General features: G+C 70.8%; 20 protein-coding genes. 12 read left to right on the top strand and 8 right to left on the bottom strand.

Annotated features, from left to right (window positions below):
* The first annotated feature begins 90 nt into the window (after positions 1 to 90).
* Positions 91 to 1,545, top strand: coding sequence for a cytochrome P450 (locus AQI94_RS35390; RefSeq protein WP_031040575.1), 1,455 nt, complete (start codon positions 91 to 93; stop codon positions 1,543 to 1,545).
* A gap of 16 nt (positions 1,546 to 1,561) precedes the next feature.
* On the opposite strand, the gene AQI94_RS35395 is transcribed toward AQI94_RS35390, so the two are convergent.
* Together AQI94_RS35395 and AQI94_RS35400 are read right to left on the bottom strand one after the other, a co-directional pair.
* Positions 1,562 to 2,506, bottom strand: coding sequence for an RluA family pseudouridine synthase (locus AQI94_RS35395; protein WP_078902656.1), 945 nt, complete (start codon positions 2,504 to 2,506; stop codon positions 1,562 to 1,564).
* 90 nt (positions 2,507 to 2,596) lie between these two features.
* Positions 2,597 to 3,607: a terpene synthase family protein gene (locus AQI94_RS35400; RefSeq protein WP_031040581.1), complete on the bottom strand. Its 1,011-nt coding sequence runs from the start codon at positions 3,605 to 3,607 to the stop codon at positions 2,597 to 2,599.
* 1,086 nt (positions 3,608 to 4,693) lie between these two features.
* On the opposite strand from AQI94_RS35400, the gene AQI94_RS35405 reads away from it, so the two are divergent.
* On the top strand, positions 4,694 to 5,275 hold the full coding sequence (locus AQI94_RS35405) for a GNAT family N-acetyltransferase (protein ID WP_031040585.1): 582 nt from the start codon (positions 4,694 to 4,696) through the stop codon (positions 5,273 to 5,275).
* Positions 5,276 to 5,372: 97 nt separating this feature from the next.
* Here the strand turns inward: AQI94_RS35405 and AQI94_RS35410 are convergent, their stop codons facing one another.
* Positions 5,373 to 6,902, bottom strand: a complete 1,530-nt coding sequence (locus AQI94_RS35410) for an amino acid permease (protein ID WP_031040588.1) — start codon at positions 6,900 to 6,902, stop codon at positions 5,373 to 5,375.
* 262 nt (positions 6,903 to 7,164) lie between these two features.
* Here AQI94_RS35410 and AQI94_RS35415 point away from each other — a divergent pair, with 262 nt between their 5' ends.
* The 3 genes from AQI94_RS35415 (at position 7,165) to AQI94_RS35425 (ending at position 9,816) form a co-directional block, all read left to right on the top strand.
* On the top strand, positions 7,165 to 7,845 hold the full coding sequence (locus AQI94_RS35415; RefSeq protein WP_031040592.1) for a PadR family transcriptional regulator: 681 nt from the start codon (positions 7,165 to 7,167) through the stop codon (positions 7,843 to 7,845).
* Between the two features lie 208 nt (positions 7,846 to 8,053).
* On the top strand, positions 8,054 to 9,043 hold the full coding sequence (locus AQI94_RS35420) for a daunorubicin resistance protein DrrA family ABC transporter ATP-binding protein (RefSeq protein ID WP_031040595.1): 990 nt from the start codon (positions 8,054 to 8,056) through the stop codon (positions 9,041 to 9,043).
* On the top strand, positions 9,040 to 9,816 hold the full coding sequence (locus tag AQI94_RS35425) for an ABC transporter permease (RefSeq protein WP_031040598.1): 777 nt from the start codon (positions 9,040 to 9,042) through the stop codon (positions 9,814 to 9,816). The genes AQI94_RS35420 and AQI94_RS35425 overlap by 4 nt, the downstream gene beginning before the upstream one ends.
* A 65-nt stretch (positions 9,817 to 9,881) precedes the next feature.
* Here AQI94_RS35425 and AQI94_RS35430 read toward each other — a convergent pair whose 3' ends face one another.
* Together AQI94_RS35430 and AQI94_RS35435 are read right to left on the bottom strand one after the other, a co-directional pair.
* Positions 9,882 to 10,727 (bottom strand): siderophore-interacting protein, encoded by an 846-nt coding sequence (locus AQI94_RS35430; protein ID WP_031040601.1) that lies wholly within the window; start codon positions 10,725 to 10,727, stop codon positions 9,882 to 9,884.
* A gap of 93 nt (positions 10,728 to 10,820) precedes the next feature.
* Positions 10,821 to 11,750, bottom strand: a complete 930-nt coding sequence (locus AQI94_RS35435; protein WP_225890386.1) for a 5'-3' exonuclease — start codon at positions 11,748 to 11,750, stop codon at positions 10,821 to 10,823.
* A 194-nt stretch (positions 11,751 to 11,944) separates the two neighbouring features.
* Here AQI94_RS35435 and AQI94_RS35440 point away from each other — a divergent pair, with 194 nt between their 5' ends.
* The 4 genes from AQI94_RS35440 (at position 11,945) to AQI94_RS35455 (ending at position 17,190) form a co-directional block, all read left to right on the top strand.
* Positions 11,945 to 13,006: a quaternary amine ABC transporter ATP-binding protein gene (locus AQI94_RS35440; protein WP_031040606.1), complete on the top strand. Its 1,062-nt coding sequence runs from the start codon at positions 11,945 to 11,947 to the stop codon at positions 13,004 to 13,006.
* A complete protein-coding gene (locus AQI94_RS35445; protein ID WP_031040611.1) occupies positions 12,999 to 15,614 on the top strand; it encodes an ABC transporter permease/substrate binding protein in 2,616 nt (871 codons plus the stop codon). The genes AQI94_RS35440 and AQI94_RS35445 overlap by 8 nt, the downstream gene beginning before the upstream one ends.
* Before the next feature lie 293 nt (positions 15,615 to 15,907).
* Positions 15,908 to 16,477 (top strand): helix-turn-helix domain-containing protein, encoded by a 570-nt coding sequence (locus tag AQI94_RS35450; protein WP_031040613.1) that lies wholly within the window; start codon positions 15,908 to 15,910, stop codon positions 16,475 to 16,477.
* Positions 16,474 to 17,190, top strand: coding sequence for a helical backbone metal receptor (locus tag AQI94_RS35455; protein ID WP_031040616.1), 717 nt, complete (start codon positions 16,474 to 16,476; stop codon positions 17,188 to 17,190). Before AQI94_RS35450 ends, AQI94_RS35455 begins: the two co-directional genes overlap by 4 nt.
* Here the strand turns inward: AQI94_RS35455 and AQI94_RS35460 are convergent.
* Positions 17,102 to 18,226, bottom strand: coding sequence for a TDT family transporter (locus AQI94_RS35460; protein ID WP_031040617.1), 1,125 nt, complete (start codon positions 18,224 to 18,226; stop codon positions 17,102 to 17,104). The two genes, AQI94_RS35455 and AQI94_RS35460, sit on opposite strands and share 89 nt — an antisense overlap.
* A 70-nt stretch (positions 18,227 to 18,296) precedes the next feature.
* On the opposite strand from AQI94_RS35460, the gene AQI94_RS35465 reads away from it, so the two are divergent.
* Together AQI94_RS35465 and AQI94_RS35470 are read left to right on the top strand one after the other, a co-directional pair.
* Positions 18,297 to 19,223: a LysR family transcriptional regulator gene (locus AQI94_RS35465; RefSeq protein ID WP_031040620.1), complete on the top strand. Its 927-nt coding sequence runs from the start codon at positions 18,297 to 18,299 to the stop codon at positions 19,221 to 19,223.
* Positions 19,224 to 19,287: 64 nt separating this feature from the next.
* Positions 19,288 to 20,241: an aminoglycoside phosphotransferase family protein gene (locus AQI94_RS35470; protein ID WP_031040621.1), complete on the top strand. Its 954-nt coding sequence runs from the start codon at positions 19,288 to 19,290 to the stop codon at positions 20,239 to 20,241.
* On the opposite strand, the gene AQI94_RS35475 is transcribed toward AQI94_RS35470, so the two are convergent.
* Both AQI94_RS35475 and AQI94_RS35480 read right to left on the bottom strand, forming a co-directional pair.
* Positions 20,219 to 20,911: a gamma-glutamyl-gamma-aminobutyrate hydrolase family protein gene (locus AQI94_RS35475; protein WP_037941693.1), complete on the bottom strand. Its 693-nt coding sequence runs from the start codon at positions 20,909 to 20,911 to the stop codon at positions 20,219 to 20,221. The genes AQI94_RS35470 and AQI94_RS35475 overlap by 23 nt on opposite strands.
* A gap of 67 nt (positions 20,912 to 20,978) precedes the next feature.
* On the bottom strand, positions 20,979 to 21,716 hold the full coding sequence (locus AQI94_RS35480; protein WP_031040627.1) for a FadR/GntR family transcriptional regulator: 738 nt from the start codon (positions 21,714 to 21,716) through the stop codon (positions 20,979 to 20,981).
* A 95-nt stretch (positions 21,717 to 21,811) separates the two neighbouring features.
* Between AQI94_RS35480 and AQI94_RS35485 the strand changes: the two genes are divergently transcribed.
* Positions 21,812 to 23,170 carry a glutamine synthetase family protein gene (locus tag AQI94_RS35485; protein WP_031040631.1) on the top strand — a complete coding sequence of 453 codons (1,359 nt, stop codon included), beginning with the start codon at positions 21,812 to 21,814 and terminating at the stop codon, positions 23,168 to 23,170.
* The last annotated feature ends 19 nt before the right edge of the window (positions 23,171 to 23,189 follow it).

Consider the following 23,189-nt stretch of genomic DNA (forward strand, 5'->3'; position numbering starts at 1 on the left):
GCCCCGCCCAACCCCCAACGCCCTTCCTGTACGCCCGGTTTCGCTCGAACCGGGGAGCCCTTCACCTACCTCAGCCTCGGAGCGACCATCGTGACGCCTGAACCCTTCACCCCGGCCGGTACGTACGACCCCGCGGGCCCCCCGCCCGGCTGCCCCGCACATGGCATCGGTCCTGGTGGACTGCGTCGGCTGTACGGCCCTGGGGCGGAGGACCTGGAGGCCGTGTACGAAGAACTGCGCACCGAGCACGGAGCCGTGGCCCCCGCGCTGGTGCACGAGGACGTGCCGATCTGGGTGGTACTCGGCCACAGCGAGAACATGCACCTGGTGCGCACCCCCTCGCACTTCAGCCGTGACACCCGGCTGTGGGGACCCATGCAGGACGGCACGGTCAAGCCGGATCACCCGCTCATGCCGCACCTCGCGTGGCAGCCGCTGTGCTGTCACGCGGAGGGCGACGAGCACCTGCGCCTGCGGGCCGCGGTCAACGGCGCCATCTCGACCATCGACCACCGGGGCGTCCGCCGCCACATCAACCGGGCGACCCAGCACCTCGTCAACAGGTTCTGTGAGCGGGGCCAGGCCGACCTGGTCCGCCAGTTCGCCGAGCGCCTGCCGATGATGGTGATGTGCGAGATCCTCGGCATGCCCGACGAGTACAACGACCGGATCGTCGAGGCGGCCCGCGACCTGCCCAAGGGCACCGAAACAGCCATCGCCAGCAACGAATACATCATGGACGTCCTGATGCGGCTCACCGCTCGCCGCCGGGCCCAGCCCGAGGACGACTTCACCAGCCACCTCATCAACCACCCGGCTCAGCTCACCGACCAGGAGGTCAGCCAGCACCTGCGACTCGTCCTGATCATCGCGTACGAGAGCACCGCCAACCTCCTGGCCAACGTACTGAGGGTGGTACTGACCGACCCGCGGTTCCGTGCCCAGTTGAACGGCGGCCAGATGACGGTGCCCCAGGCGGTGGAGCAGTCGATGTGGGACGAACCGCCGTTCAGTACGATTCTTGGATATTTCGCCAAGCAGGACGCCGAGTTGGGCGGGCAGCGCATCCGCAAGGGCGACGGTCTGATCCTGGGCATCGCGCCGGGCAACGTCGATCCGCGCGTCCGTCCCGACACCAAGGCCAACATGCAGGGCAACCGCTCCCACCTGGCCTTCAGCGGCGGTCCCCACGAGTGCCCGGGTCAGGACATCGGCCGGGCCATCGCCGATGTCGGCGTCGACGCGCTGCTGACCAGGCTTCCGGACGCGGAACTCGCCTGCGACGAGGACGATCTGGAGTGGGAGGAGACCCTTTCCAACCGGCACCTGGTGGCCCTGCCGGTGAAGTTCGCGCCCAGGCCCCAGCAGGACGTCATGGCACGGCCCGCGCACCCGGCTCCTTCCCAGCGCCGCAACGACTGGCAGGTCAGCACGCCGCAGCGGGAGCCGGTGGTGCCGGAGCCCGTCGCTCCGGCACCGGTTCCCGAACCGGTCGTAAGGCTGGGTGCGTTCCAGCGCCTCCTGCGCTGGTGGCGTGGCGAGTGAGCCGAGGGCACCGGAGTCACCCGGCCGCCCACTCCGCGTAGGACGACCAGGCGCGCAGCACGCGCGGGCTGACGAAACGGTGCTGGCGTCCCGTGACCGGATCGGTGAACTCCAGGACCCGAGCCAGCAGCTGGAGCGGCCGCCGGAAGTCGCCGGGCGCCACGGGGGCGGTGACCACCGGATAGAGGGGGTCGCCGAGGATCGGTACGCCGAGGGCGCTCATGTGCACCCTGAGCTGATGCGTCTGCCCGGTACCCGGCGTGAGCCGGTACCGGGCGCGCCCGTCGCGGTGCTCCACCAACTCGATGCGGCTGACGGCGTTGGGCTCTCCCTCGACCTCCTGGGCGGCCAGGACTCCGCGCTCCTTGACGATGCGGCTGCGCACGGTGCGGGGGAGGGGCAGGGCCGGGTCGTACGGGGCGACGGCTTCGTACTCCTTGGCCACCCGTCTGTCCCGGAACAGCGACTGGTAGGCGCCGCGTTCCTCGGGCCGCACGGTGAACATGACCAGGCCGGCCGTCAGCCGGTCCAGGCGGTGCGCGGCGCCCAGCGCGGGGATGTCCAGCTGCCGGCGCAGCCGTGCCAGGGCCGTCTCGGCGACATGACTGCCGCGCGGGGTGGTGGCGAGGAAGTGCGGCTTGTCGGCCACCACCAGGTGCTCGTCGCGGTAGATGACGTCGATCGGGAACGGAACCCGCTCCTCGTCGGGCAGGTCCCGGTGGAACCACACGGACATCCCCGGCACGTACGCCATGTCGCGTGGCACCGCGCGTCCGGCGGCGTCCACGATCCGGCCCGCCTCCAGCATCCCGTCGATCACCTCGGCCCCGGCCGCGAGCCGCGCCACGAGATGATCCCGCACGGTCTCCCAGGCGTCACCGGGCGGCAACCGCACCCGCACCGGATCGACCCCGTCGCGCTGCGGCAGGGGAGGGGGCGGGGGCGGAGTACGGCGTCTCATCACGATCAAGCGTACGAGGCTGCACCGACAGTGGCGGCGAGACGCGGGTCGACAGGGGTGAGACACGAGGACGGGAGCCGCCCCGGGCCGTCAAGAGCCGAGCCTCTTGGTGGGCCCTTGCCCCGGGGCCGGCGCCTGATACCGCGTGGCGCTGTCCTGCCAGACGTGGAAGCCGGTGAGGTGGTCGCGCAACGCCTTCATGACCGCGGACACCTGCTCGCGGTCCGCACTGTCCAGGCGCAGCTGGTCGCAGAGTTCCGGGAGCTGGGTGGCCTCCAGGTGTTCGTATTCCGACAGCCTGGCCGTGCGCAGCCGCGTGACCGAGGCCGCGGCCTGGTCGATGGTGAGCTCCAGGAACTTGGCGAACACGAGGACGGAGTTGCAGGTCTCGTCCTCGTCCTCGACTTCACGCCGATAGGAGCGGATGTCGTTGTGAAGCGCCTGAATGTCCGTCCAAGCGTCCATCAGCGCACGGAACGGCCGCGAGCGGCGCACGCGGACCGGTACCTCCGCACCTGCCACATGCTCGGCGAGGCAGACTCCGACGGGGCCGCCGTACGAGCCGCGACGGCGGACAAGGTACTCGGCAGGATCGGGGATCCGCCCGTTGCGTATGCATTCAAGCTCCCAGCACTGCCCGTCGGCGTATTGCATCTGGGCTTTCAGCATGTCGCGTTTCCAGGCGGTGGACCGGGTCGGGGCCAGGCGGAGCCATATGTCGGCGAGGGACCTCTCGATGGGGTTCTCCGGCTCGGGCATCGTATGGGCGGTGCCGTCCAGGGGCATGAACAGCGGAAGCCGGTCGACCATGGCTCGTGCTCCGGCGAGGTCACGGTCGGCCTTGAACGTGCGCACGAACAGCAGGTCGAGAGCGAACATCCACGCGTACACGTGGTACATCAGGAACAACTCGTCCCTCGGTGCGACGGGATAGCACCATGCGGCACATTCGGGGAGCCGGATGGCCGACCACTCGTCCGGAGTGGCTGAGATGGGCAGGAGTTCCATGCTGTACGTCCACGCGTCGCCGTCGCGGCGCAGCAGGTCGACGCTCGGATTTTCCCGCCACGCGTAAGGTAGCGAGGACGAGGTAATACTCATCGTGCTGATCTCCCGTCGCGTATTCAAGACCTGGAACGGCCAGTCCTTCTCAGGTCCTTCGGCTGGGGTAGAACACGGAATTGACGGGCGTTCCGGGAGTGCGGGTACTCGGGACGCGAGGGGGCGTGGGTCACGGTCGGGGTGACGCGCGCCTGGCGAAGTGTGCGTGCCCGATCAGTGGCACGGCCCGGGCGACTCGCCTGGAGCAGAGCCATTCATGATGCCCTCCGGGTGGCGGATCCGACGAAGTCCATGAACTACGCGTTGTGTTCCTTACGCTGCGCCCGCAGCGTGGCTGAACTCGTGCACGAAACCGGCCTCGTCAACTGCGCGCCCTGCGGCCGTGGTTCTCGCGGCGGCAGCCGGACGGAACGGAGGAGCGGTGGCCACCACCGCCACGACAGCGTTGTCGCAGGCGAGGTCGTGGATCATCCCTACCTTCCAGTGCCACCACGGGTTTCGTCAACTGTGCGGGGCGAGTTGACGTCCCTGTCAGGCGCCGCAGCGAACGGCTGCGAGGGGCGCTCCGGAGGGATGCCGGCCGGTTGTTCTCGACGGCATTCCGGGGCGCCCGGCCGGTAAGAGGGGGGCACTCGACCCGGCTGGATTCGCACTGGTACACGCACACGCCGACCGTGCCGAGCCTGCCGACCATGCCGACCGAATCGGCGCCTCGCGCGGACCACCCTCCCGGGACCCTCCGCCGACCATCGTAGCCATCCGGCCACCACCCTCACCGGCCCGGGTGCGACACCGCTCATGCCCGCACTTCACCCTGACAGCCCACCACTTCGCACCATGCGACGATTTCCGGCCGCGGGCTAGGGGGCGCAGCCCCGGCGCACGAAGCGGATCGCCTGGCCGCCGGATGCACGGCCGCGCATTCCAGGCCGAAGATGCGCCGCGAATACCACCCCCGTTTGCGGCAGTTGGGAAGCAAGTTCGTCGCGGGGACGGCACCTCCGGCCCGGGCGGCCGGAAAGCGGGCATCGGTCGCCCGGGGGTGGAACGCGGGGTTCCTGCCGCCCGCTCGTCAAGAGGAAAATCCGTTGGGACGGGCCTCGTCCGGTTGGCAGGATGCGGGTCATGCCGTACCTCACCGCCCCGGTGCTCGCACCCGGCACCCTCTCCCGCACCGCCCAGCCCACCCTCCCCACCGGCGACGGACTCCTCCTGCGCCCCTGGCGGCCCGAGGACGCGCCCGCGGTGCACACCGCGTTCCAGGATCCGGCGATGTGGCAGTGGCACGCCCGAGCCGCCGACTCCGAGGAGGAGGTCGGCGGCTGGATCGAGGAGTGGCGGCAGGCCTGGGCCGGGGAGGAGACCGCTCAGTGGGCCGTGGTGGACGGTGGCACCGATCTGCTGCTCGGCCGGGTGGCCCTGCGCGAGATCCGTCTCGACGACGGGCAGGCCGAGATGGCGTACTGGACGACCGCCGGGGCCCGGGGGAAAGGTGTCGCGGCGCGTGCCACGGTCGCCCTGTCCCGCTGGGCTCTCGACGTCGTCGGGTTCCACCGTCTCGAACTCATGCACGCCGTACGGAACGAGGCCTCGTGCCGGGTCGCGACCAAGACGGGCTTCCTCCTGGAAGGCACCAAGCGGAGTGCGGTGCTCCATCCGGACGGCTGGCACGACATGCATCTGCACGCGCGCCTGCGGGGCGACTGAGAGGCGACCGGGAGACAGTCGGGAGGCAGTCGGGAGGCAGTCGGGAGGCAGCCGGGGGGCAGCCGGAGGGGCGCCTCGAACGCCCCTCTCCCTCTCCCTACCCCACTGGCGCACGCCGGCGCATCGCACGCCACGCCACGCCGACCACCAGCGTCGCGGCCAGGAACAGCACCGTGAACCACTGGAAGTACCAGTGCCCGCCCGCCGGGTCGTACACCTCGGCCCGGGGCCAGGCCAGGTTGACGGTCATCAGGAGGCCGTAGAGGAGGGCCAGGGCGTTGACCGGGATGCCCCAGCGGCCCAGGGAGAACAGGCGTCCGCCTTCCTCGTCCGTGCCCGACGACGTGAACTCGCCCCGCACGCGACGGATCAGCAACGGGCCCGTGACCATCGCGTACGCCAGGTACAACATCACGATGCAGGTCGTGCCGATCGCCAGGAACGCCTCCGGCGAGGCGAAGTTCAGCAGGAGCAGGGCGGCGGCCAGGATGCCGACGACCAGGGCGGGGGCCGTGGGCATGCCGGTGCGGGGGTTCACGCGCGCGAGGCGGCCCGCGAAGGGCAGTTGGCCGTCGCGGGCCATGGAGAAGAGCATGCGGCAGGCCGCCGTCTGGATGGCGAGGGTGGCCACCGTGATCGCGATGACCACGTCGGCCAGCAACGCCTTGCCGACCCCGTCGCCGAGGCTGCTGGTGAGGACGTAGCTGAGGCCGTCAACCGACAGGTGCCCGTCGGTGAGGCTGGGGGCGGCGAGCAGACCGCCCAGGACGATCAGGCCGCCGAGCGCGCCGGCCGAGCCGAGCGCCGTCAGGATCGTGCGGGGCGCCACACGCCGGGGGTTGCGGGTCTCCTCGCTCATCTCGCCCGCGCTGTCGAAGCCGATCATCACGTAGGCCGCCGTGAACGAGCCCACCAGCAGTGCCCCGAACAGACCGCTCTGCGCGGCACCCGTGGTGTGGAAGGTGATGCTCGGGGTGCGCTCGGAGTGGGTCAGCAGAAGCACGATGATCAGCACCGCGCCGATGATCTCGGCGGTGACGCCGACCCGGTTGACCAGGGACAGGACCCGGTTGTCGAGGATGTTCACGACGGTCGTCAGGACCAGCAGGATCACGCCGAGGACGGCCGCGTTGGCCGCCCCGTCCGCCGAGGTCGGCGCCGGGTCGGTGCCGACCAGCTGGAAGCCCGACCAGATCGCCGGCAGCACCATCTGCAGGGCCAGCGCCGCCGCGGCGACCACGACGACCTGCCCGATCACCATGATCCAGCCGGCGAACCAGCCGAAGACCGGGGTGGAGAGGCGGGACGACCACTGGTAGATCGCGCCCGAGAGCGGGTAGCGGGCCGCCAGTTCCGCGAAGCAGGCCGCCACCAGCAGCTGCCCGACCAGGACCACCGGCCAGGCCCAGAAGAAGGCCGGGCCGCCGAACGCGTAGCCGAAGGCGAAGAACTGGAAGACGGTCGTCAGGACCGAGATGAAGGAGAACCCGGCCGCGAAGGACGCGTACCGGCCCAGACTGCGGTGCAGCTCCTGGGGATAGCCGAACTCGGCAAGGGACCGGTCGTCGGGGGAGGAGGGGGAGTGCGGGGGATCGGGACGGACGTCGGAGGGACTGGTCGTCGTCACAGCGGCACCTGCCTTCGGCGGCATGAGGGCGAGAGAGCGGAACAGCGGTGCGGGAGCTGAATTCCTGTCGGGTGACAGAAATTAGGGAGAGGCTGTTTCGGGTGCGTGACGCAGGCGTGTCGGAGCGGCGCCCAAGTCCTCACTCCCTTGCGTGGGCCGTCTATACGCGATACATCGTGTCTATTGACGGTCTGTCGTAGGTCGCGATATGTTCGGCCACGGATATTCGGGGGTGAGGTCGGGAAGGTCGGGAGGTGAGGTCATGGGGCGTCGCAAGCTCCGCAACCCCCTGGCGCTCGCCGTGCTGGCGACGCTGTGGCAGAAGCCGATGCATCCCTACGAGATCGCCCAGACCCTGCGCCGCCAGGGCAAGGACTCCAGTACGAAGATCAATTACGGCTCGCTCTACACGGTCGTGCAGAACCTCGAGAAACATGGATTCGTCGAGGTCACGGACGTGGAGCGGCAGGGCAACCGGCCCGAGCGGACCGTCTACGGCATCACGCCGGCCGGGCGCCAGGAGGCCACCGAGTGGATGTCGGACCTGGTGGCCTTCCCGGCCAAGGAGTACCCGATCTTCGAGACCGCGCTCTCCCTGCTCGGTGTGCTGCACCCCGACGAGGTGGTGCCGCTGCTGAAGGAGCGGCTCGACGCCCTGGAGGTGCAGATCGCGAGCGGCCGAGGCGCGCTGGAGAAGCTGTACGAGACGCTGCCCCGGCTCTTCCTCGTGGAGAACGAGTACCAGCTCCACATGGTCGAGGCGGAGGCGGAATGGGTCCGCGGCTTCCTCGACGAGCTCACACAGGGCGCGCTCCCCGGCATCGAGGAGTGGAAGGCGTTCCACGAGCCACGGCCGGAACGGGAATCAGGGCCGGAACGGGAATCAGGGCCTGAGCGAGAGCCGGGACCTGAACCGGAATCAGGATCCGAACGAGAACCATGATCTGAACCACGAACCATGAACCACGAACCAATGATCTGAACAAGAACAGGCCCCGGCACGGCTGTTGCAGCAGCCCGCCGGGGCCTCGAACCCCGAACTGAATCCGCCCTGAGGCACATCCAGGCGATCGAGGTGCGGCACGCCCAGGATAGCCCGGTGCTCCTCACGCGGATCAGTTGTCGTCCGCTCGGCCAGGAGAGCACCTGCCATGAACACCCGTGCGCCCGCGATCGAGGCGCGTCAACTGATCAAGACCTACGGCGGCCAGGTCACAGCCCTCGACGGCATCGACCTCGCCGTCGAGCGGGGCAGCGTCTTCGGCCTGCTCGGCCCGAACGGCGCCGGCAAGTCGACCACCGTCAAGATCCTCACCACCCTGGCCCGCCCCGACTCCGGCACGGCCACCGTCGCGGGCCATGACGTGCTGCGCCACCCGGACCGGGTCCGGCGGGCCATCGGGGTGGTCGCCCAGGGTTCCGGTGCCGACCCGGTCGCCACCGGCCGCGAGAACCTCCGGCTCCAGGGCCGGCTCTACGGCCTGAAGGGCGCCGCCCTCGAACAGCGGGTGGACGAGCTCCTGGACCGCTTCACGCTCACCGAGGCGGCCCGGCGTCCGGTCAAGGGCTACTCGGGCGGCATGCGACGCCGGCTCGACGTCGCTCTCGGCCTGGTGCACCGCCCCGAGGTGCTCTTCCTCGACGAGCCCACCACCGGTCTCGACCCCGAGGCCCGCAGCGCCATGTGGGACGAGATCGGCCGGCTCGCGGCGGAGGAGGGACTGACGATCCTGCTCACCACGCACTACCTCGAAGAGGCCGACCGGCTCGCCGAGCGCGTCGCGGTCGTCGACCGTGGCCGGATCGTCGTCGAGGGCACCCCGGACGCCCTCAAGGGCGAACTTCGCGGCGACGCCGTGCATGTGGAGCTGCGCGAGCCGCTCGGCGACGCGGGGCGCACGCTGCTCACCGGCGCCCTGCGCGGGGTGCCGGGTGTGCACGAGGTGCTGGCCGACGGACACCGCGTCAGCGTCCGCGCCGACGACGGGGCCGCCGCCGTACCCGCCCTGCTCGCCGCCCTGGAGCGGGCCGGGGTCAAGGTCGCCACCGCGACCGTCGCCCGCCCGTCCCTCGACGACGTCTACCTGCGCTACGCGGGCCGCCGTTACTCCGGGACCGAAGACCTGGTGGGTGCCCGATGAGCACGGCCGTCTCCCAGACCTGGTACATGACGCAGCGTCAACTCATGGTGTTCGTACGGCAGCCCGCGTTCGCGATCATCACCCTGATCCAGCCGGTGGTCTGGCTGTTCCTGTTCGGCAGTCTCTTCAGGAAGGTCGTCGAGCTCGGCGGCTTCGGGACCACCTCGTATCTCGACTACCTCGTCCCCGGTGTGGTCGTGATGAGCGCGCTCGGCTCCAACATGTGGGCCGGCATGGGCACGTTGGAGGAGATCCAGCGCGGGACACTGGACCGGTTCCTGACCACTCCGGTCAGCCGGGCCGCGCTGATGAACGGCAACGTCGTCAACAACGGCCTGGTCACCGCCTTCCAGTCGCTGGTCATCGTCCTGCTCGGGCTCCTCGGGGGCGCCGACTACCCGGGCGGTGTCACGGGGATCGCCGTCCTGGTGCTCGCCTCGGTCCTGCTGGGCACCGTCTTCGGGGCGCTGTCCAACGCGCTCGGCATGCTGGTGCGGGAGCGGGAGTCGATCATCGGGATCAACACCTTCCTGCTGCTCCCGCTCACCTTCCTGTCCAGCGCCTTCATGGCGCCCTCGCAGATGCCCTCCTGGATGCGGCACATCGCCGACTTCAATCCGCTGAACTGGGCGATGGTGGCGGGCCGTTCGGCCCTGTCCGCCGATCCCGACTGGGGCGTCGTGGCCAGCCGCGGGGGAGCGCTGCTCGGGCTGGCGGTCGTGGCGGTGTGGCTGTCGATCCGCACGTTCCGTTCGTACCAACGGTCGGTGTGACCGCTCCCGGACACGAAGAAAGGGGCGGCACCCTTGAAGGTGCCGCCCCTTTCAGGGACGTAGGCCTAAGCAGCGGGCGCCGCCCCCTCCTGCTCCGCCTCGATGCGCGCGTTCCAGTCCCGCTTGGAGGCCTGCCAGCCGTCCTCGTTGTGGCCCAGGCGCCAGTAGCCGGAGATCGACAGGTCCTCGCGCGGGACCGCGCGTTCGACCCGCAGCAGGTGGCGCAGCTGCTTCACGAAGTGCGCCTCGCCGTGCACGAACGCGCACAGCCGGCCCTCGGGGAACTCCAGCGCGCGGACGGCCTCCACCAGAGCCTCGCCGACCGGGCGGGAGCCGCGGTGCAGCCAGACGACCTCCACATCGGAGTCGATCTTCTGCACCTCCTCGGGCCCGGACACCTCGATGAAGGCGTGCGCCCGGGTCCCGTCGGGCAGCGCCTCCAGGGAGCGGGCGATCGCGGGCAGCGCGCTCTCGTCCCCGACGAGCAGATGCCAGTCGGCGTCCAGGTCGGGGGCGTAGGCGCCGCCCGGGCCCATGAAGCGCACGGTCTCGCCCGGCTGGACCCGCACCGCCCAGGGGCCGGCCAGGCCCTCGTCGCCGTGGATCACGAAGTCCAGGGTGAGCTCGCGGTGCTCGGCGTCCCAGTGGCGCACGGTGTACGTGCGGGTCACGGGCCACTGCTCGCGGGGGAACTCCTCGCGGATCCGCTGCATGTCGAAGGGCTCGGGGTAGGTCGCGCCCCCGGCCGGGAAAAGGATCTTGACGTAGTGGTCGGTGCAGGTGTCCGCCGCGAACTCGGCGAGTCCGTCGCCGCCGAGCACCACGCGCTGCATGTGCGGGGTGAGGCGTTCGGTGCGCACCACCTGGGCGGAGTGGGGCTTCCGCGGCTTGCGTCCCGGTCCTTCTGCCATGGCGGCCTCCCAGTTCCCTACGCTTAGGCTTACCTAAGTTAGCATCAGCCTCCCTGGCGACGGCACGCCACTCGTGGAAAGCGAGGGCAATATTTACGCGCCGAGCGTCGTCACCAGTCGTTGCAATGATCCACCAAGCCCCCACCGCTCTGCCAGCTTCTCCAGGGCTGCGGGATCGCGCGGCGTGCGCGGGAGCGCGGTCTCCACCTGAGGCAGCGGAACATCACCGGCCACCCGCACGACCTTCGGCGCCACGGCCACGTACGGCCGCGACTCGTCCAGCCGCTTGCGCTGCGACGGTGTGAGCTTCGCCTTCGGGTCGTCGACCGCCGCCATGATCCCGGCCAGGTCGCCGAACTCGGTGAGCAGCTTGGCCGCCGTCTTCTCGCCGATGCCGGGCACGCCCGGCAGGCCGTCGCTCGGGTCGCCGCGCAGCAGTGCCAGATCCACGTACCCGCGGCCGTCGACGCCGTACTTCTCGCGCAGCCACGCCTCGTCGGTCAGCTGGAGCGTGCCGACGCCCTTGAGGGGATACAGGACCCGCACCTCGCGCTCGTCGTCGACCAGCTGGTACAGGTCGCGGTCGCCGGTGACGATGTCGACCGGACCGGTCGCCCGCGCGGTGAACGTGCCGATCACGTCGTCCGCCTCGTATCCGGCCACCCCCACGCGCGCGATGCCGAGCGCGTCCAGGACGGCCTCGATGACCGGCACCTGCGGCGACAGGGTGTCCGGCACCTCCTCCTCGTCCGGTCCGCCCTCGCGCTCCTCGGCGACGCGGTGCGCCTTGTAGGAGGGGATGAGGTCGACCCGCCACTGGGGGCGCCAGTCGGCGTCCATGCACGCCACCAACAGGTCCGGATGGTGGTCCTTGACCAGGCGGTCGATGAATTCGAGCAGGCCGCGCACGGCGTTCACCGGCGTGCCGTCGGGTGCCTTCACGGACTCCGGCACCCCGAAGTAGGCACGGAAGTAGAGCGAGGCGGTGTCGAGGAGCATCAGTCGTCCGGTCACGTCTCGCATCATGCCGTACGGCACCGACACCGGCCGTCGTCGCGCGATCCGTTCGGCGGTGTGAGCGTCCTGTGAACCAGGACACCTGTGTGTTTGGCCCAAAGGCTTATGGGCAGGCGCGGCCTCGGAGCGAGGCAGGTTGCACCTTCAACTGTTCGCGGCCCTTCGTCTCCCACCCAGTGGTCAAGAGGCAAGAGGTACGCGTGTCATCACGGCTTGAGGCAGAGCAGCTGTACAAGGTCTTCGGCAGACGGCCGGACGAGGCGGTCGACAGGCTCCGCGAGGGCGCGGACCGGGAGGGACTGCGCGCCGAGGGCACCACCGCCGCGGTGATCGACGCCTCCTTCACCGTGGACCCGGGCCAGATCTTCGTCGTCATGGGCCTGTCCGGCTCCGGCAAGTCCACGCTGCTGCGCATGCTCAACGGCCTCCTGGAGCCGACCGCGGGCCATGTCCGCTTCGACGGCCAGGACCTCACCGCGCTCAGCGACCGCGAGCTGCGCGCCGTACGCGCCCAGAAGATCAGCATGGTCTTCCAGCACTTCGCGCTCTTCCCGCACCGCAGTGTCCTGGAGAACGCCGCCTACGGCCTCGCCGTCCAGGGCGTCCCCAAGGCCGAGCGCGTCGAGCGGGCGACCGAGGCCCTGGAGCTGTGCGGCCTCAAGGGCTGGGAGAAGTCCTGGCCCGACGAGCTGTCCGGCGGCATGCAGCAGCGGGTGGGCCTGGCCCGCGCCCTCGCCACCGACGCCGACCTGCTCCTCATGGACGAGTCCTTCAGCGCGCTCGACCCGCTGATCCGCCGGGACATGCAGGACCAGCTCCTCCAACTGCAGAAGACCCTGAAGAAGACCATCGTCTTCATCACCCACGACCTCAACGAGGCCATGCGGCTCGGCGACCGGATCGCCGTGATGCGCGACGGCCGGATCGTCCAGATCGGCAGCGCGGAGGACATCCTCGTGCGGCCCGCCGACGACTACGTCGCCTCCTTCACCAAGGACGTCGACCGCTCCCGGGTCCTGACCGCGTCCGCCGTGATGGACACGGACGTGAGCGGCGCCACGGCCGACTGCGGCTGCGCGGACGACTGCGAGACCGCGACGCCCGACACGCCCTTCACCGAGCTGTGCGCTATGAGTGCCCGCTCGGGTCACCCGGTGGCCGTCCTCGACGCGAAGCACCGGCTCGTCGGTGTGGTCGCGCAGGAGCGCCTGATCGGCTTCCTCGGCGACGCCGAGTCCGCCCAGGAGGCCGCTCATGCCTAGGATCCCGCTCGGCGACTGGGTCAACGACACCGTCGACTGGCTGCTCGACCACGTGTCCTGGCTCTTCGACTTCCTCAAGACCGTCTTCACCGGCACCTACGACGGCATCGACGCCGTCCTCCAGGCGCCCCAGCCCCTGCTGCTCGCGGGCATCTTCGCCGTGATCGCGTTCTGGCTGCGCGGCACCCTGGCCGGTGTCCTCACCTTCGCGGGATTCGCCTTCATCGACTCCCTCGAACTGTGGGAGGACGCGATGACGACGCTCTCCCTGGTCCTCGTCGCCACGATCATCGCTCTGGTGATAGCCGTCCCCGTGGGCATCTGGGCGGCCCGCTCGCACCGGGTCAGCGGCCTCGTCCGCCCCGTCCTGGACTTCATGCAGACGCTGCCCGCGATGATCTACCTCATCCCGGCGATCCTGTTCTTCGGCACCGGAGCCTCCGCGGGCATCGTCGCCACCCTGATCTTCGCGCTGGCTCCTGGTGTCCGCATGACCGAGCTCGGCATCCGCCAGGTCGACAAGGAGCTCGTCGAGGCCGCCGAGGCGTTCGGCACCACCCCTCGCGACACCCTCCTGCGGGTCCAGCTTCCCCTGGCGCTGCCCACGGTGATGGCCGGCGTCAACCAGGTGATCATGCTCGGCCTGTCCATGGCCGCGATCGCCGGCATGGTCGGCACCGGCGGCCTCGGCGGTGACGTCAACGAGGCCATCGGCCAGCTCAACGTGGGTCTCGGTTCCGAGGCCGGGGTCGCCATCGTGATCCTCGCGATCTACCTGGACCGCATGACCAGCGCACTCGGCACCCAGGTCTCCCCGCTGGGCCGCCGCGCCGCCGCCAAGGCCCGCGCGTCCCAGGGCGGCCTGAAGATCTGGTCCTACCGTCCCCGCCCCCAGTTCGCCGTGATCGGCGTCGTCGTCCTCGCCCTCGTCGCGGGCGGCATGGGGATCTTCGGGAATTCCTCGGGCGAGGCCACGGCCGTCTCCGGCGGCAAGGACGTAGGCCAGGGCAAGAAGATCAGCATCGGTTACGTCCCCTGGGACGACGGGGTCGCCTCCACCTTCCTGTGGAAGGAGATCCTGGAGGAACGCGGCTACCAGGTGGACGCCAAGCAGTTCGACGCGGGCCCCCTCTACACCTCCCTCGCCTCCGGCAACGCCGACTTCATGACCGGCGCCTGGCTGCCCACGACCCACGAGCAGTACTGGAAGAAGTACGGCAAGCAGCTCGACGACCTCGGCGCCTGGTACGACAAGACGTCTCTCGAACTGAGCGTTCCCTCGTACATGAAGGACGTCGACTCGCTGGCCGACCTCAAAGGCAAGGCCTCGCGGTTCGGCGGGAACATCACCGGCATCGAGTCCAGCGCCGGAGAGATGGCCCTGCTCAAGAGCAAGGTCCTGAAGGCGTACGGCCTCGACAAGGAGTACAAGGTCGTCGACAGCTCCACGCCCGCCATGCTGGCCGAGCTCAAGCGGGCGTACGCCCAGAAGGACCCGATCGTCGTCACGCTCTGGTCGCCGCACTGGGCGTACAACGACTACGGCCTGAAGAAGCTCAAGGACCCCAAGGGCGCCTGGGGCTCGGGCGACGGCATCCACACGGTGGCCCGCAAGGGCTTCGCCGGCGAGAACCCGGTCGTCGGGCAGTGGCTGAAGGACTTCAAGCTGGACGAGAAGCAGCTCACCAGCCTGGAGGCCGAGATCAACAAGGCCGGCAAGGGCAAGCAGCAGGACGCCGTGCGCACCTGGCTGAAGCAGCACCCCGGACTGGTCGACAAGATGGCCCCCGTCAAGGACAGCGGCACTCCGGCCGAGGCGAAGCAGCCGGTCGACGTGGCCTGGTTCCCCTGGGACGAGGACATCGCCGTCACCTATCTCTGGAAGAACGTGCTCGAAAAGCGCGGCTACCGGCTGAACCTCAAGCAGATGGACGTCGGCCCGGTCTACACCGGCCTCGCCTCCGGAGACCTGGACCTCAACTTCGACGCCTGGCTGCCGTACGCCCAGAAGAACTACTGGGACCAGAGCAAGGACAGCCTCGCCGACCTCGGCACCTGGTACGAACCGACCTCGCTGGAGGTCGCCGTGCCCTCGTACGTCAAGGGTGTGAAGTCCTACGAGGACCTCAAGGGCAAGGCCTCCCTGTTCGACGGGAAGATCATCGGCATCGAACCGGGCACCGGCGAGATGAACCTCCTCAAGAACAAGGTCCTGCCGGGCTACGGCCTCGACAAGGAGTACGAGGTCGTCGACGGTTCCACGCCCGCGATGCTGGCCGAGCTCAAGCGGGCGTACGCCAGGAAGCAGCCCGTCGCCGTCGTGCTGTGGTCGCCGCACTGGGCCTACAGCCAGTACGACCTGACCAAGCTGAAGGACGACAAGAAGTTCTTCGGTGAGGGCAACACGATCCGCACCATCGCCAACGAGAAGTTCCCCGGGGAGTATCCCCAGCTCACCAAGTGGATCAAGGGATTCCATATGAGTGAGGACGAGCTCGGTACCCTGGAGAGCGAGATCAACAAGTACGGCCAGGGTCACGAGGAGCAGGCGGTCACCGCCTGGCTGAAGGAGCACCCGGAGATGGTCGGGCGGATGACACCGTCATAACCGCTCCGCGAGCACGGTAAGGATCCGGCCAACCACATAGAGCTATGCCATCGCCCGAACTCCGATGCCGACAAGGGGACTTGGGCGGCTCGCGCCGGACGGGTGACCGAAACCCGGCCCCCTGGCACTCTCCAGGGGGCCGTTCGGCTGGCGCGAAGTGTGAGGTACGGTCGCACGCCGTACGGCATCGATGTGACGGCCGCGTGAAACGGTTTGCCGAACATGCGTAGGGTGCAGACAACTCATCAGGGGACGGGTCACAGGACCGACGAGCGGAGGAGGGAGCCGGAGCCATGGGCGACCACAAAGAACAGCCCCTTCGGGTCGGCGCGGCCGTGCGCCGCAGGCGCCGCGTGCTGGAACTCACCCTCGCCGTCGTCGCCGAGCGCAGCGGCCTCTCGGTCCCCTTCCTGAGCCAGATCGAGAACGAACGCGCCCGCCCCAGCCGCAGCTCCCTGGAGAAGGTCGCCGACGCCCTGCGCACCACCGCTGTGGAACTCCTCGCCGCCGCCGACCCGGCGTGCAGTGTCGACGTCGTGCACGCCGAGGGCCCGGAGCCGGGCTGCGAGCCGCGGATGCGCTCCCTGGTGCGCGGCCACCACCAGATGCATGCCCAGGAGTTCACCGGTGACCATGACGCGGGCCGTGAATTCCAGTACCGCAACGACCAGTTGATGTACGTGGCCGACGGCGCGGTGGACGTCGAGGCCGAGGGGCGCGCCTACCGGCTGGGCCGCGGCGACACCCTGTACCTGACCGGCGGGGTGCGGCACCGCTGGCGGGCGACCGTGGCGGACACCCGCGTGGTCGTCGTCGCCGTGGCCGAACACATCGAGGCGGTCCAGGACCGGCCCCGGCAGTGAGGGTCGTCTCCCTGGTCCCCTCGCTGACCGAGGCGATCGCCCGCTCGGCACCCGGCGCCCTGGTCGGCGCCACCGACTGGTGCACCCACCCCGCGGACCTGGACGTCGAGCGGATCGGCGGCACCAAGAACCCCGGCCTCGACCGGATCGTCGCCCTCGCCCCCGACCTGGTGATCGCCAACGAGGAGGAGAACCGCCCGCCGGATCTGGAAGCCCTGCGCGAGGCGGGCCTTCAGGTCCTGGTCACCGAGGTCCGGGACGTCCCGCAGGCCTTCCGTGAGCTGGCCCGGGTCGTCGAGGCGTGCGGTGTCCTCCGGCCGCGCTGGCTGGACGAGGCCGAGGAGGCGTGGGCGGCGCTCGCACCCCCGTCGCGCCGTACGACGGCGGTCGTGCCGATCTGGCGGCGCCCCTGGATGGTGCTGGGCCGGGACACCTTCGCGGGTGATGTCCTGTCCCGCCTGGGCGTGGACCACCTGTACGTCACCCACGAGGACCGTTATCCGCGCATCCCGCTGGAGGAGCTGCGGGCGGCTGCCCCGGACCTGGTCGTCCTCCCGGACGAGCCGTACCGCTTCACCCCCGACGACGGCCCGGAGGCTTTCCCCGGTCTGCCCTGCGCGCTCGTCAGCGGACGGTACCTGACGTGGTACGGGCCGTCACTGGCCGAAGCGCCACGGGCACTGGGCGAGGCCCTGCGAGCAGCGCTCCGCTGACGAGCCCGCGCGCGGTCTGCACGGCGGCCGTGGCCCAGGCGGCGACGAGCACGGCGTACAGCCCGGTGGCGAGCCCGTCGTAGACCACGAGCCCGGTGTGCCGGGCCAGCGCCTCGGCGCCCGTGACACAGGTGCCGACGGGGAAGGTGAACGCCCACCAGGTCATCGAGAACCGCATCCCGTGCCGACGGGCCCGGACCGTGTGCGCGGTGGCGAGCCCCAGCCACAGCAGCGCGAACCCCATGACGGGAACCCCGTACAGGACCGCGAGGACGCCGAAGCCCTCACTGTAGGGCGCCGGTACGACACCAGGGGCCACGTCCGCGAACTTGCCGACCGCGGTGGTGGACTGGCCGAGCGGGCCGAGCACCAGGAAGAGGGTTGGGGTGAGGGCGAGGGGGAGCGGTCCGCCGGTGACGATCCGGGCGAAGACCAGCGGCAGCATGACCAGGGTCGCGAGGAGGCTGAGCCCGAACAGCGCGAAGCAGCCGAGGAGCAGGGTCTCGCGCGGCTGACCTGCGGGGAGATACGGCACGAGGAGCGGCCCGAGGGCGGCGGACACCATGGGCGCGACGAGGGGGAGCAGCCACACGGGTGTGGCCTGCCGCGGCTCGGCCCGCTGCCGTACGGCCATGAGGTACGGCACGGCGACGGCGGCCGCGAGTCCCACGGCCGTGCCGGCGGTGAACAGCACGGCGTCGACAGCGACCGCGGCCGTCGTCCCGATCCAGTCCCGGCCGACGGTGAGGGCACCGCCGCCCACGGCCAGCAGGGCCATGGCGAGGCAGCCGTAGAAGGGGGCCGCGCCGGGGTCCAGGAGGTGGGCGCGGGCCTGGTCGGCGTGGTGGCGCCAGTGCAGGGCGCGGGCAGCGAGGAGGACGAGCAGCAGGGCCAGGGACAGCAGCCACACGGCGGCGCAGATCGTGCGCAGGCCGGGGAGGTGCACGGGGAGCGCGACGCCGGCGGTGGCGACGATCGCGGTGCCCATGACGCAGGCGTACCAGTTGGGCCCGAGGTGACGGACGGCGGTGACCATGTCTCCACGGTGCCGTTCGGGAAGAGCCGCTACCAGGGAGTATGGCTCTATGAGGGCATAAGCTGTCTTTATGAGCGGTGTGGAGGAGCGGGAGACGGCGGTGGGCGGGGGACTGTCCCACCGGGTGCCGGATCTGGGCGGGCTGGAACTGCTGCTGGCCGTGGCCCGGCTGGGGAGCCTGGGCGGGGCGGCGCGGGAGCTGGGCATCACCCAGCCGGCGGCGAGCAGCCGGATCCGCTCCATGGAGCGGCAGTTGGGGGTGGCCCTGGTCGACCGCTCACCCCGCGGCTCCCGGCTCACGGACGCCGGGGCGCTGGTCACGGACTGGGCGCGGCGGATCGTGGAGGCGGCCGAGGCCTTCGACGCCGGGGCGCAGGCGCTGCGGGTCCGCCGGGACTCCCGGCTGCGGGTGGTGGCGAGCATGACGATCGCGGAGTACCTGCTGCCGGGCTGGCTCCTGGCCCTGCGCGCGGGGCGTCCGGACACGGCGGTGTCGCTGCACGCGGGGAACTCGGCGACGGTCGCGGAGCGGCTGCTGTCGGACGAGGCGGACCTGGGTTTCGTGGAGGGCCTGACGGTCCCCTCGGGCCTGGACTCGGTGGTGATAGCCCACGACCACCTGATCGTGGTGACGGCCCCGGGCCATGTCTGGGCCCGCCGCCGACGCCCCCTGGAAGCCGCCGAGCTGGCCGCGACGCCGCTGATCCTCCGGGAGAAGGGCTCGGGCACCCGCCAGGTCCTGGACGCGGCTCTGGGCGGCCTGGCCCGCCCCCTGATCGAGCTCTCGTCCACCACGGCGGTGAAGGCGGCGGCGGTCAGCGGGGCGGGCCCGGCGGTCCTGAGCGAACTGGCCGTGGGCGAGGAACTCGCGCTGCGCCGGCTGGTGCGGGTGCCGGTGGCCGGGGTGTCACTGGCCCGGGACCTGCGTGCGGTGTGGCCCACGGGCCACCGGCCGGTGGGCCCGGCACGGGACCTGTTGTCGCTGACCCGGGACTAGGTGTTTCCCGTCCCGGGCGAAAACCCTTGGCCAGGCGGCACGGCGGACCCGCACCATGAACGGCATGACCGCCACCGCCCCGCCCGCCGCCGGTGTCCGCACCCCCTGGGAGGACCTCCCCGAGACCGTGCGCGACGCCGTCGCGGACGTGCTCGGCGAGCCCGTGGTCCACGCCACCACGCAATCCGGCGGTTTCTCCCCGGGCGTCGCCACCCGGGTCCGTACCGCCACCGGCCGCCGCGCCTTCGTCAAGGCGGTCAGCGCCGACACCAACCCCTACAGCCCGCAGCTGCACCGCGCCGAGGCCCGCAACGCCGCCGCGCTTCCGGCCGCCGTACCGGCGCCCCGCCTCCTCGACACCTACGACGACGGCACCTGGGTGGCTCTCGTCTACCAGGACGTCCCCGGCCGCCAGCCCCATGTGCCGTGGCAGAAGGCCGAGTTGGAGCGCGTCCTGGACGCGGTGGCGGAGCTGGGCCGCACACTCACCCCGTCCCCGCTCGACGTACCGCCCGCCGCCACGGCCCTGGGCGGCACCTTCAGCGGCTGGCGGGAACTCCTCGGCCGCGGTGACCTCACGGCAGGACTCGACCCCTGGGCCGCCACCCACCTGCCCCGCCTCGCGGAGCTCGCCGCCCCCTGGCCCGAGGCCATCAGCGGTGACACCCTCGCCCACGGCGACCTGCGGGCCGACAACATCCTGCTGACCGACGACGGCCGTACCGTCTTCGTCGACTGGCCGCACGCCCTGCGCGCCACCGTCTGGTTCGACCTGCTGGTGATGCTGCCGTGCGTCCGCGCCCAGGGCGGCCCGGACCCGGAGGAACTGTTCACGGCGCATCCGCTGGGCGCGGGCGCCGACCCCGACGCCGTCACCACCGCCCTCGCCGCCCTGACCGGCTACTTCCTCCACCACTGCCTGCTGCCCCCGCCGCCGGGCATCCCCACCGTCCGGGCCTTCCAACGGGCTCAGGGCGACGCGGCCCTGGCCTGGCTCAGGCGCCGGCTGCGGCTCTGACGAGAGCCTGCGTCACCCGCAGGTCCTCGCCCATCTCCGGATGCCACTGCACCCCCACCACCCACTGCGGGCCGGGGAGTTCGACCGCCTCCACGGTGCCGTCCGCCGCGTGCGCCGACGCCAGCAGGCCCGCCCCGAGGCGGTCCACCGCCTGGTGGTGGTAGGCCGGTACGGAGGTCTCCTCCGGGACGAGGTCGCCGTACACCGTGCCCGGTACGGGCTTGACCGGGTGGTGGCCGAAGACACCGATGGTCTGCGCGTGGCCGTCGACGTGCTGGACGAGGGTGCCGCCCAGGGCCACGTTCAGGAGCTGCATGCCCCGGCAGATGCCCAGCAGCGGGAGACCGGCCGTCAGCGCCGCCTTGATCAGGGCCAGTTCCCAGGCGTCCCGGGCGCGCGCGGGTGGGCCGGTGCGCGGGTCGGGGGTGGCGCCGTAGCGGACCGGCTCCACGTCCGGGCCGCCCGCGATCACCAGGCCGTCCAGGCGGGCCACCGTCGCCGCCGCGTGCTCCGGGGCGTCCGGCGGGAGCATCGCGGCCAGCCCTCCGGCCCGCTGCACCAGACGCGGATAGCCGGCCGGCAGCAGCGCCGCCTCCAGCTCCCAGACGCCCCAGCGGGCCCCGGCCTCCAGATACGTGCTGACGCCGATCAGCGGTCGTACGGTCGTCACTCGGCCCTCCCAGGCTTGCAATGGCCCACAGGCATACCTTTGCCCCAGAGGCCGTCCCACGGCAAGGTCACGCCAGGAATCCCCGCAGCAGGGCCGCCGTCCCCGCGCAGTGCTCCCGCATCATCTCCCGCGCCCCGTCCGCGTCCCCGTCGAGGACCGCCTCGACCAGCGCCGCGTGCTGGCGCTGCGAGTGCTCCAGGTTGCGGACCAGGAGCGGGATGCAGTCCAGCAGATCGTTCACCGAGGCCCGTACGGCCGCGTACTGCGCGGTCAGGGTCGGCGAGCCGCACAGCTCGGCGATCGTCAGGTGCAGCAGGGTGTCCAGGCGTCGGTAGTCCCCGAGCGGTGCCTCCTGGGTGGCCGCCAGCGCCGCGCGCAGCCGCTGCGCCTGCTCGTCGGTGAGGCCGTGCGCCGCGCACAGGCCCGCCGCGCCCACCTCCAGGACCTCCCGGAAGCGCAGCACGTCCTCGATGTCCGTCTCGGCGATCCGGCGCCGCAGCTCCTCCTCGCCCACCGCGTCCGGCGTGCGGGGCAGCACGAACGTCCCTCCGTACCGCCCGCGCCGCGACTCCACCAGCCCCTGGTCCTGGAGCACCTTCAGCACCTCGCGCAGGGTCACCCGGCTGATCCCGAGCCGCTCCGCGAGCTCCCGCTCGGCTGGCAGCCGCTCGCCCCCCGGCACCAGCCCGAGCCGCACCACCTGCAGGATCTGCTCCAGCGCCTCCTCGAAGCCGTTGCCCGCCCTGACCGGCCGCAGCACCGGAGTCAACCGGTCGTCCGGGCCGCCGTCAGCGTCCACCGACATATGGCCGAGCCCCCTTCCCAAGCAATGGTTCAGAGCAATACCTTATGGCTCCCGGCCCGGTCGGAAAAACGCGCAGCAGCCGAAGGAGCTCTCCCGTGGCAGACCGCACACCCCCGCTCAGCGTCGAGGAGCTGCACGCCCTCGTCGCGAGCGGCGAGATCGACACTGTCGTCCTGGCCTTCCCCGACATGCAAGGGCGGCTCCAGGGCAAGAGGTTCGCCGCCCGCTTCTTCCTCGACGAGGTACTCCACCACGGCACCGAGGGCTGCAACTACCTCCTCGCCGTCGACACCGAGATGAACACCGTCGACGGCTACGCGATGTCGTCGTGGGACCGCGGCTACGGCGACTTCGCCATGCACCCGGACCTCGGCACCCTGCGCCGCGTGCCCTGGAACGCCGGCACGGCCATGCTGATCGCCGACCTCGCCTGGAACGACGGCTCGCCGGTCGTCGCCGCGCCCCGCCAGATCCTGCGCCGCCAGCTGGAGCGGCTCGCCGAACTCGGCTACCGCGCCCAGGTCGGCACCGAGCTGGAGTTCATCGTCTTCAAGGACACCTACGAGCAGGCCTGGGACGCCCGGTACCGGGGGCTGACCCCGGCGAACCAGTACAACATCGACTACTCGGTGCTGGGGACCGGCCGTATCGAGCCGCTGCTGCGCCGGATCCGCAACGACATGACGGCCGCCGGTCTCACCGTCGAGTCCGCCAAGGGGGAGTGCAACCCCGGCCAGCACGAGATCGTGTTCAAGTACGACGAGGCCCTGACCACCTGCGACCAGCACGCGATCTACAAGACCGGCGCCAAGGAGATCGCCGCGCAGGAAGGCGTGTCGCTCACCTTCATGGCCAAGTACGACGAGCGCGAGGGCAACTCCTGCCACATCCACCTCTCGCTCGCCGACGCCGACGGCGGCAACGCGATGGCCGGCCCCGACGGGATGTCGGACGTGATGCGGCACTTCCTCGCCGGGCAGCTCGCGGCCCTCCGGGACTTCTCGCTCCTCTACGCCCCCAACATCAACTCCTACAAGCGGTTCCAGCCCGGCTCCTTCGCCCCCACGGCGGTCGCCTGGGGCCACGACAACCGCACCTGCGCCCTGCGGGTCGTGGGCCACGGCCGCTCCCTGCGCTTCGAGAACCGGCTGCCCGGCGGTGACGTCAACCCGCACCTCGCGGTCGCCGGACTGGTCGCGGCCGGGCTGTACGGCATCGAGCAGAAGCTGGAGCTGCCCGAGGCCTGCACCGGCAACGCCTACACCGCCGAGTACGCACAGGTCCCCACCACCCTGCGAGAGGCCGCCGAACTCTGGGAGAACAGCCCGATCGCCCAGGCCGCCTTCGGCGACGAGGTCGTCGCGCACTACCGCAACATGGCCCGCGTCGAGCTCCAGGCCTTCGACGCGGCGGTCACCGACTGGGAGCTGCGCCGCTCCTTCGAACGTCTGTGATGTCGACGTCTGTGAGAGG

This window comes from Streptomyces pseudovenezuelae, from assembly GCF_001513955.1.
Lineage (GTDB): Bacteria > Actinomycetota > Actinomycetes > Streptomycetales > Streptomycetaceae > Streptomyces > Streptomyces pseudovenezuelae.

What these genes read in the sequence shown, in the direction of transcription:
- AQI94_RS35420 (WP_031040595.1), top strand. Translation starts at nt 8,054, where the DNA reads ATGAACACCCGTGCGCCCGCGATCGAGGCGCGTCAACTGATCAAGACC.
- AQI94_RS35405 (WP_031040585.1), top strand. Translation starts at nt 4,694, where the DNA reads ATGCCGTACCTCACCGCCCCGGTGCTCGCACCCGGCACCCTCTCCCGC.
- AQI94_RS35480 (WP_031040627.1), bottom strand. Translation starts at nt 21,716, where the DNA reads ATGTCGGTGGACGCTGACGGCGGCCCGGACGACCGGTTGACTCCGGTG.
- AQI94_RS35430 (WP_031040601.1), bottom strand. Translation starts at nt 10,727, where the DNA reads ATGGCAGAAGGACCGGGACGCAAGCCGCGGAAGCCCCACTCCGCCCAG.
- AQI94_RS35425 (WP_031040598.1), top strand. Translation starts at nt 9,040, where the DNA reads ATGAGCACGGCCGTCTCCCAGACCTGGTACATGACGCAGCGTCAACTC.
- AQI94_RS35445 (WP_031040611.1), top strand. Translation starts at nt 12,999, where the DNA reads ATGCCTAGGATCCCGCTCGGCGACTGGGTCAACGACACCGTCGACTGG.
- AQI94_RS35470 (WP_031040621.1), top strand. Translation starts at nt 19,288, where the DNA reads ATGACCGCCACCGCCCCGCCCGCCGCCGGTGTCCGCACCCCCTGGGAG.
- AQI94_RS35435 (WP_225890386.1), bottom strand. Translation starts at nt 11,750, where the DNA reads ATGCGAGACGTGACCGGACGACTGATGCTCCTCGACACCGCCTCGCTC.
- AQI94_RS35465 (WP_031040620.1), top strand. Translation starts at nt 18,297, where the DNA reads ATGAGCGGTGTGGAGGAGCGGGAGACGGCGGTGGGCGGGGGACTGTCC.
- AQI94_RS35415 (WP_031040592.1), top strand. Translation starts at nt 7,165, where the DNA reads ATGGGGCGTCGCAAGCTCCGCAACCCCCTGGCGCTCGCCGTGCTGGCG.
- AQI94_RS35400 (WP_031040581.1), bottom strand. Translation starts at nt 3,607, where the DNA reads ATGAGTATTACCTCGTCCTCGCTACCTTACGCGTGGCGGGAAAATCCG.
- AQI94_RS35395 (WP_078902656.1), bottom strand. Translation starts at nt 2,506, where the DNA reads ATGAGACGCCGTACTCCGCCCCCGCCCCCTCCCCTGCCGCAGCGCGAC.
- AQI94_RS35450 (WP_031040613.1), top strand. Translation starts at nt 15,908, where the DNA reads ATGGGCGACCACAAAGAACAGCCCCTTCGGGTCGGCGCGGCCGTGCGC.
- AQI94_RS35460 (WP_031040617.1), bottom strand. Translation starts at nt 18,226, where the DNA reads ATGGTCACCGCCGTCCGTCACCTCGGGCCCAACTGGTACGCCTGCGTC.